Source organism: Streptomyces sp. NPDC060205, from assembly GCF_042728395.1.
In the GTDB taxonomy this organism is placed as follows: Bacteria; Actinomycetota; Actinomycetes; order Streptomycetales; family Streptomycetaceae; genus Streptomyces.
In genome coordinates this window covers 1-6,780 of record NZ_JBHWZP010000430.1, presented here as the reverse complement: position 1 = coordinate 6,780, position 6,780 = coordinate 1, and the positions used below count along the sequence as shown (strand labels likewise).

Below are 6,780 nucleotides of genomic sequence, written 5' to 3'. Positions count from 1 at the left end.
CCCCTTTGGGGCGCAGCTGGGGCGGAGCCCCGCTTTCAGGGGCGCGGGGAACGGCGCGAACGGCCCCCACCGAACCCGCAGACGGACGACAACCCCTCAAGCGGAGCGAGTCATGATCTGCAATACCTCAAGCGTGCGAGGCGGAACGTCCGGATCCTCCCCGTCGCTCACAGCCATCCGCACATGCGCATCCCGCGCAGCCCGAACCGCATCGGCCCACCCCGCATGTTCGAGATACACGGAGACAGCCGCATCAGGCCCCACCTGATGCATGATCCGCAACACCCGCAACACCGCGGAGTCGACCAGCGCCGCCTCCTGCGAGTCCCGGAAGATCGTCCCCACATATTTCTCGGCGGACCAGTTGTCCAGCCAGGTGTCCTCGACAAGGCGATAGACGGCGTCGGTCACATCCCCGTACCCGTCGACCCCCGCGAGCCATATCCCCCGCTGGAACTCGGTGTCGGAAAGCATGTGCAGCGCGGAGCGCACATTGCTGCGCCAGCGCCACCACGGCATATCGTTCAGTGGCATGCCGCCCATGGTGGATGAGCGACGCCCGCGACGGGAAGAGTTCTCCGAACCTTGCACGGTCACCGATCGTACGTTCCCGCCGAACCGGCCCGCCCCGCACCCCGGTGTTCACCCGGACGTCACCACGCGTTGACCGAGGGTCACACCGGCCGTAGCGATGTGACGGAATCGTGCGTAACCATGACCGGCCGGCGACGCACCCGCAGCTTCCTCCCCGCCCTGCACCTCCACCCCCGCCTGCGCCTCCCCGCCGCCAGGGCGAGAGTGCTGTCGGCGGGCGCGCTGGCGGTGTGTCTGTCGACGGCCGTCGGGTGCGGTGTCGTCCCCGGTGTCACAGGGGGTTCCGGGGACGACACGATCACCGTCATGACGTGGGCGCCGGAAAAAACCAAAACGACCAACAAGCCCGGAATGCCCGCACTCGCCAAGGCGTACGCACGCTGGATCAACTCCCAGGGCGGCATCAACGGCCGCAAGCTCAAGGTGCTCACCTGCAACGACCACAACGACACGGTGGCCGCCGCGAGCTGCGCCCGCCGCGCCGCCGCGGAGAACGTCGTCGCGGTCGTCGGCTCGTACAGCCAGCACGCCCGCTCGTTCCTCGCTCCGCTGGAGGCGGCCGGCATCCCGTACCTCGGCGGATACGGCGTCACGGACGACGAGTTCACGAGCCCGCTCTCGTACCCGGTGAACGGCGGCCAGCCGTCCCTGCTGGTCGGCCTCGGCCAGCAGCTGGCCAGGTCCTGCGGCCCGGTCACCCTCGTCCGCCCCGACACGATCGCGGGCGACGAACTGCCCGTACTCCTGGACTCCGGACTGACGGCGGGCGGCCACCGGGCCTCCGTCGACCAGCGGGCCGCCGAGGACGCCACGGAGTTCGCGGGGCACGCCCAGCGGGCCCTGCAGCGGGTCACGAAGGACCCGCAGGAGGAGGGCTGCGTGATCCCCGCCCTCGGCGACCGCACCGACACCTTCATGGACTCGTTCCGGCGGACCCGCGAGGACTACCCGACGGTACGGACGGCCTCCGTACTGGGCAGCATCGACCAGTCGATGATCGACGCGACGGGAAGCATGTACGAGGGCTCGTACGTCACCGGCTGGTACCCGGCGTCCAGCGACAAGCGGTGGGATCCGATGCGCGAGGTCATCCGCAAGGAGGCCTTCGGCGACAACCGGATCGACGCCTCCGATCCCGGCGTGCAGACGACCTGGGTCGCGTACACGGCACTCACGAAGGCCATCGAGTCGCTGGGCGACGACGACGTGACCGCGCGGTCGATCAGGCGCACGCTCGACGACGGACTGAAGGTCGACACGGGCGGGCTCACGCCGACCCTGAACTGGAGCTTCCAGGACCTGATCGCGGCGAGCGGCTTCGCGCGGCTGGTCAACGCGGACGTGACCTTCCAGGTGGTGCGCGAGGGCAAGCTGGTCACGGAACGCAAGGGCTTCGTGAACGTCTCAAAGACCCTGGAAACAACCCAGACATCCTGATCGCCCGCTCCAGCCCCGAACCAAGCCTTCCCGCCGACAAACCGATCCCTCGACCGAACAAGCCACACAAGCCCTACAAGGCTTACAAGCCTTACAAGCCGGACACCTCAGAGCTGCCCCGGCTGCCGCTCGGTGAGCCCGTAGGTCTGCGCGATGGAGTTCCACAGCTTCGCGGCCTTGGCCTTCTGCGTGGTCGCGGTACCGCTCTCGCGGTTGCCCGCGGCGGTCTGCCCCGTGGACCGCGCCTGCCCCTTGTGGCAGCCCTTCTTGCCCGCGGCCTGGTCCGCCCACGCGGCGTAGTGGGTGTCCGCCGCGGCGGAGGCCTTCCACGCGCTCTTGAGCGCGGCGGTCAGCTGCGCGTGGTTCTCCAGCTTGTCCACGGACAGCTCCGCGAGCCGCGTGACCAGTCCGTTGCGCTGGTCGGCGGCGTTGCGCAGATCGGTGGCCGCCTGACCGAGGTTGGTGCACTTGCGTACGTTGTCGACGGCCTTGACGACCGAGTCACGGCTGTTGCCGCTGTCCGCCAGGAGCTTGTCCAGGGCCACGGCCTGCTCCTCCTCCGGCCCCGCCGAGGACGAGCCCGAGCCGTCGGTGGCCGGCGCGGTCGCCGCGACCGTCGTGTTCTCGTCGCCCTTGTCCTCCTCGCCCCCGCCCCCGCTGAGCAGGGCGCCCGCGCCGATGCCCAGCACGGCGATGCCCACGCCGACGGCGGCGATGAGGGGAACGCGCGACCGGGACCGGCCACCGCGGCCGTGGTCGCCGTCCGCCGCGGCCCGGCGTGCGCCACGCCCGCCGGGGCCCTCGGGGCCTGCGGGCGCACCGGCACCGCCGGAGGCGCCGAAGCCGCCGGGCGTACCGAAACCGGCCGGCGTACCGAACTCGGGAGACGCGCTGCCCGGCTGTCTGCCCCGCCGTGCGCGCTGCTGGTCGACGGGCGGCAGCTGCTGCGTGGCGCCTCCGCCGTCGGCGCGGAAGAGATTGTCGAACTCGGCGGGCGGCTGCTGCCGATCCTCCGGCCCGGGCATCTGTCTGGGCGTCTGTCCGGGCCCCTGCCCGGGTCCGCCCGGCCGCACCCCGTATCCGGCCGCACCGGGCTGCGAGGGCACCGGCGCCATGAACTGCGTGGGCTGGGCGTCGGGGTCGACGGCGGCGGGGAGCGGCCCGGGACCGTCGGACGGAACCCGCCCGAGGTACTGCGTGGCGTCACCGGAAGCCGTACCCGTACCCGAACCCGCACCCGCACCCGCCGCGGGCATCTCCGGAGGCAACGCCCCGGGCCCCACCGGCGGAAGGAACTGCGTGGCGCCCTCGTCCATGGGCGCGGCACCGCTGACGGGCGGCAGGAACTGCGTCGCACCCTCGTCCATGGGGGCGGCGGGCGGCAACGCACCCGCTCCCGCCCCTGCGCCCGCGCCGGAGACGTCCGGGTAGCCGTATCCGCCCTGTCCCTGCGGGCCGGAGCCGCCGGGGTTCTGCGTCTGCGAGACGCCGTACCCGTTACCGGTCCGGCCGTCGTACTGCTGCGACTGCTGTGGTTGCTGCGCTTGCTGCTGCGGCTGTGCCTGGGGTATCGCGCCGCCGGGCGTCTGCGGGGCTGCGCCCCACTGACCGCCCTGGGCCTGCGCCCCGTACGGACCGGCGGGAGGCTCGGTGTACTGCGAGACCTGCCCGCCACCGCCGGACGCGCCCCAGCCCGAGCCGGGCGCACCCTGGCCGCCGGCGCCCTGCGGCCCGGCACTCCAGCTGGATATCTGCGTGTCCGGAGCCTGAGCGGCACCGCCGCCACCGGCCCCGCCACCCGTGCCGCCCGCGCTGCCCCACTCGTCGGCCTGCGGAGCGGACCGCGGACCCCACGGCTGGTCCCAGGCCTGACCGCCCGCCGGGACCGCGCGGTCGCCGGTCTGGCCCGGCAGGAGGGGCTCGCCGCCGTCGGACGGCAGCACGATGCCTTCGCGCGCGGGTCGCGCCGAGGGCTCGTCGCCCTGTCCGTTGTGCGTCACCGGGACTCCTACGAATGGGGGACCTTCGGAATCGTCGGTTCACGCTACCGGGTCCCCAGGAGCCGGTGCCACGCAGCACGGGACGTGACACCCGCCACCGGGGACAGTGAGTGACAAACCGCCCCCGGAAAGCTGTTCGAGCCCCCTTTTTGCGCCTCCTTTCCCAACGCGTGCTTCTTTTCTCACACGTTCACGCCCGGCCGCCCGGGGCCGGCCCTCGCCCCGGTGACGTCAGGCCGCCGCCTGAAGCTCCATCCGCGCCCCGAACTCCCGGACCACGGGCTCGTCCCTGTACGGCTCCAGGCGCTGCTGGAAGTCGTCCAGGTACTCGGCGCCGCGGTTCGAGCGCAGCGTGCCCAGCAGTTCGACAGCGCGCAGGCCCGTGTGGCAGGCCTCCTCCACCTCGCGCTGCTGCACCTGCGCGCTGGCCAGGAGCACGTACCCGATCGCGCGCCGCCGGGCCCGCGACTCGGGATGCCCGTCGAGGGACTCCTGCGCGCGCCGGGCGGCCGCCTCGGCCTGCCCCAGGTCACGGTGACAATGCGCCAACTCGTCGGCCAGATAGGCCTCGTCGAAGTGCGCGATCCAGCGCGGGTCGTCCCCGGACTCCGGATCGGCCTGCTCCAGCGCCGCCACGGCCCGGCCGGACGCCGACTGCGCCGAACGCGCGTCGCCCAGCAGGGCATGCCCCCGCGCCTCCGCGGCGTGGAACATCGACTCCGCGCGCGGTGTGACCCGCCCGCGCGCCCCCTCCTGCGCCGCCCGCGCCAACTGGGCGATCTCCCGCGGGTTTCCGAGCTGCGCGGCCAGGTGGCTCATGGACGCGGCGAGCACGTACCCGCCGTAGCCGCGGTCGCCCGCCGCCTGTGCCAGCCGCAGCGCCTGGATGTAGTAGCGCTGCGCGAGGCCCGGCTGCCCGGTGTCGATCGCCATGTAGCCGGCCAGCTCCGTCAACCGTGCGACCGCCGCGAAGAGTTCACGCCCGACCGCTTCCCGGTACGAACCCGCCAGCAGCCCGGAGACGACGCTGTTCAGGTAGTGCACGACGACCGGGCGCACGTGCCCGCTGCCGTACTGGTGGTCGAGGTCGACGAGCGCCTGCGTCATCGCGGTGACCGCCGCCACGTCGGACTGCCCGACCCGTGGCCCGGCGGAGCGCGAGACCTGCGCGTCCGGCGAGGAGATCAGCCAGTCCCGGCTCGGCTCGACGAGCGCGGAGGCCGCGACGGACGAACCGGACAGGAAGTCCCGGCGCCCCACGTCGCTGCGCCACAGCTCGCAGACCTGCTCGATCGCGCCGAGGACCGTCGGCGAGAACTGCAGACCCACGCCGGAGGCGAGGTTCTTGCCGTTCGCCATGCCGATCTCGTCGATCGTGACGGTCCGGCCCAGCTTGCGGCCCAGCGCCTCGGCGATGATCGCGGGCGCCCGGCCGCGCGGCTGCTGTCCGCGCAGCCAGCGCGCCACGGACGTCTTGTCGTAGCGCAGATCGAGACCGTGTTCCGCGCCGCACATGTTGACCCGGCGGGCCAGACCGGCGTTGGAACAGCCCGCTTCCTGAATGAGCGCCTGCAGTCGTTCGTTCGGCTGCCGCGCTACGAGAGGCCTTGCGGCCATTGGCGTACCCCCTGTGGCTGCGGTGCCTGCCCACGCGCACCGAGTTGATGAGCCCTCAGTGACCGGACCCTCCCGCCCCCGCTGAGAGGAACGAGAAGTCCGGCCTCGAAGATCAATGCCCCGCGGACATACCGAAGATGCGAGACATGCGAGGATTGCCGGGTAAAGGCTGCTGCCCGCCCCACACAGGGCTACCCACCACCCGCTGCCGCCTCCCATGCGCGCCCCCACAGATGCATCCATGCGCCCCACGCGTGGGATCGGTGCTCCTCCCCCGCGCGCACAGGGCCCGTAACCCCTGATGGGTGCGGGAGTTGAGTTCAGCGTGGAAGAGACGATCGCAGGCACCGAGACCGCCCAGATCCCGAAGCAGCGTGGCGAGTCGCTGCAGGACACAGCCGTGCGCTACGCCGAGGAGCGCCATTGGGACGTGTTCCCCGGCACCTGGCTGGAGGCCGTCGACGGCGTGCAGTGCTGCTCGTGCGGCGATCCTTCGTGCGCGGTGCCCGGCGCGCACCCGGCGCGCGACGACTGGGAGACGGTGGTCACGGGCAGCGTGACCGTCGCGCGCCGGCTGTGGGCGAAGCAGCCCGCCGCGTCGATCCTGCTGCCGACGGGGCGGACGTTCGACGCGATCGACGTGCCCGAGACCGCGGGGTTCCTCGCGCTCGCGCGCATGCGGCGGATGGAGCTGACGCTCGGGCCTGTGACGTGTACGCCGGATCGGCGCATGCAGTTCTTCGTGCTTCCCGGGGCGGCGGCGAAGGTGCCCGATCTCGTGCGGAAGCTGGGGTGGCCGATTGCGTCCCTCGACCTGGACGTGCTCGGCGAGGGCACGTACGTGGCGGCGCCGCCCACGCGGTTCGGCGCGCGGGGGGCTGTGCAGTGGGCCTGCCGGCCCACGCCTGCGAATCGGTGGCTGCCGGATGCGGAGGAACTGATCTCCCCGCTGGCCTACGCATGCGGCCGCGACGCGCGTCGGTGACGCCGGCCGTCGCGGCGGCCCGGTGGACATCCGGCGGCCCGGTGGGGGCTGGTCGCGCAGTTCCCCGCGCCCCTTGGGGGGTGGTGCTGCGCGTTGTGCGTACGTGCGGGCCGGTGGGGGTCGGCCGCGCAGTTCCCCGCGCCCCTC

Annotated in this window: 5 protein-coding genes; 2 read left to right on the top strand and 3 right to left on the bottom strand. The window is 72.5% G+C overall.

Annotated features, from left to right (window positions below; translation table 11 throughout):
* Positions 1 to 96: 96 nt before the first annotated feature.
* Positions 97 to 597, bottom strand: a complete 501-nt coding sequence (locus ACFWGJ_RS40070; RefSeq protein ID WP_107015415.1) for a hypothetical protein — start codon at positions 595 to 597, stop codon at positions 97 to 99.
* Positions 598 to 714: 117 nt separating this feature from the next.
* On the opposite strand from ACFWGJ_RS40070, the gene ACFWGJ_RS40065 reads away from it, so the two are divergent.
* Positions 715 to 2,031, top strand: a complete 1,317-nt coding sequence (locus tag ACFWGJ_RS40065; protein WP_387333883.1) for an ABC transporter substrate-binding protein — start codon at positions 715 to 717, stop codon at positions 2,029 to 2,031.
* A gap of 107 nt (positions 2,032 to 2,138) precedes the next feature.
* Here ACFWGJ_RS40065 and ACFWGJ_RS40060 read toward each other — a convergent pair whose 3' ends face one another.
* Both ACFWGJ_RS40060 and ACFWGJ_RS40055 read right to left on the bottom strand, forming a co-directional pair.
* Positions 2,139 to 4,031 (bottom strand): hypothetical protein, encoded by a 1,893-nt coding sequence (locus ACFWGJ_RS40060; RefSeq protein ID WP_387333882.1) that lies wholly within the window; start codon positions 4,029 to 4,031, stop codon positions 2,139 to 2,141.
* Positions 4,032 to 4,262: 231 nt separating this feature from the next.
* Positions 4,263 to 5,648, bottom strand: a complete 1,386-nt coding sequence (locus ACFWGJ_RS40055; RefSeq protein ID WP_189771933.1) for a transcriptional regulator — start codon at positions 5,646 to 5,648, stop codon at positions 4,263 to 4,265.
* A gap of 301 nt (positions 5,649 to 5,949) precedes the next feature.
* On the opposite strand from ACFWGJ_RS40055, the gene ACFWGJ_RS40050 reads away from it, so the two are divergent.
* Positions 5,950 to 6,633 carry a bifunctional DNA primase/polymerase gene (locus tag ACFWGJ_RS40050; protein ID WP_387333881.1) on the top strand — a complete coding sequence of 228 codons (684 nt, stop codon included), beginning with the start codon at positions 5,950 to 5,952 and terminating at the stop codon, positions 6,631 to 6,633.
* The last annotated feature ends 147 nt before the right edge of the window (positions 6,634 to 6,780 follow it).

Excerpts from the sequence above, each read along its gene's own strand:
- ACFWGJ_RS40065 (WP_387333883.1), top strand. The coding sequence starts at position 715 with ATGACCGGCCGGCGACGCACCCGCAGCTTCCTCCCCGCCCTGCACCTC.
- ACFWGJ_RS40055 (WP_189771933.1), bottom strand. The coding sequence starts at position 5,648 with ATGGCCGCAAGGCCTCTCGTAGCGCGGCAGCCGAACGAACGACTGCAG.
- ACFWGJ_RS40050 (WP_387333881.1), top strand. The coding sequence starts at position 5,950 with ATGGGTGCGGGAGTTGAGTTCAGCGTGGAAGAGACGATCGCAGGCACC.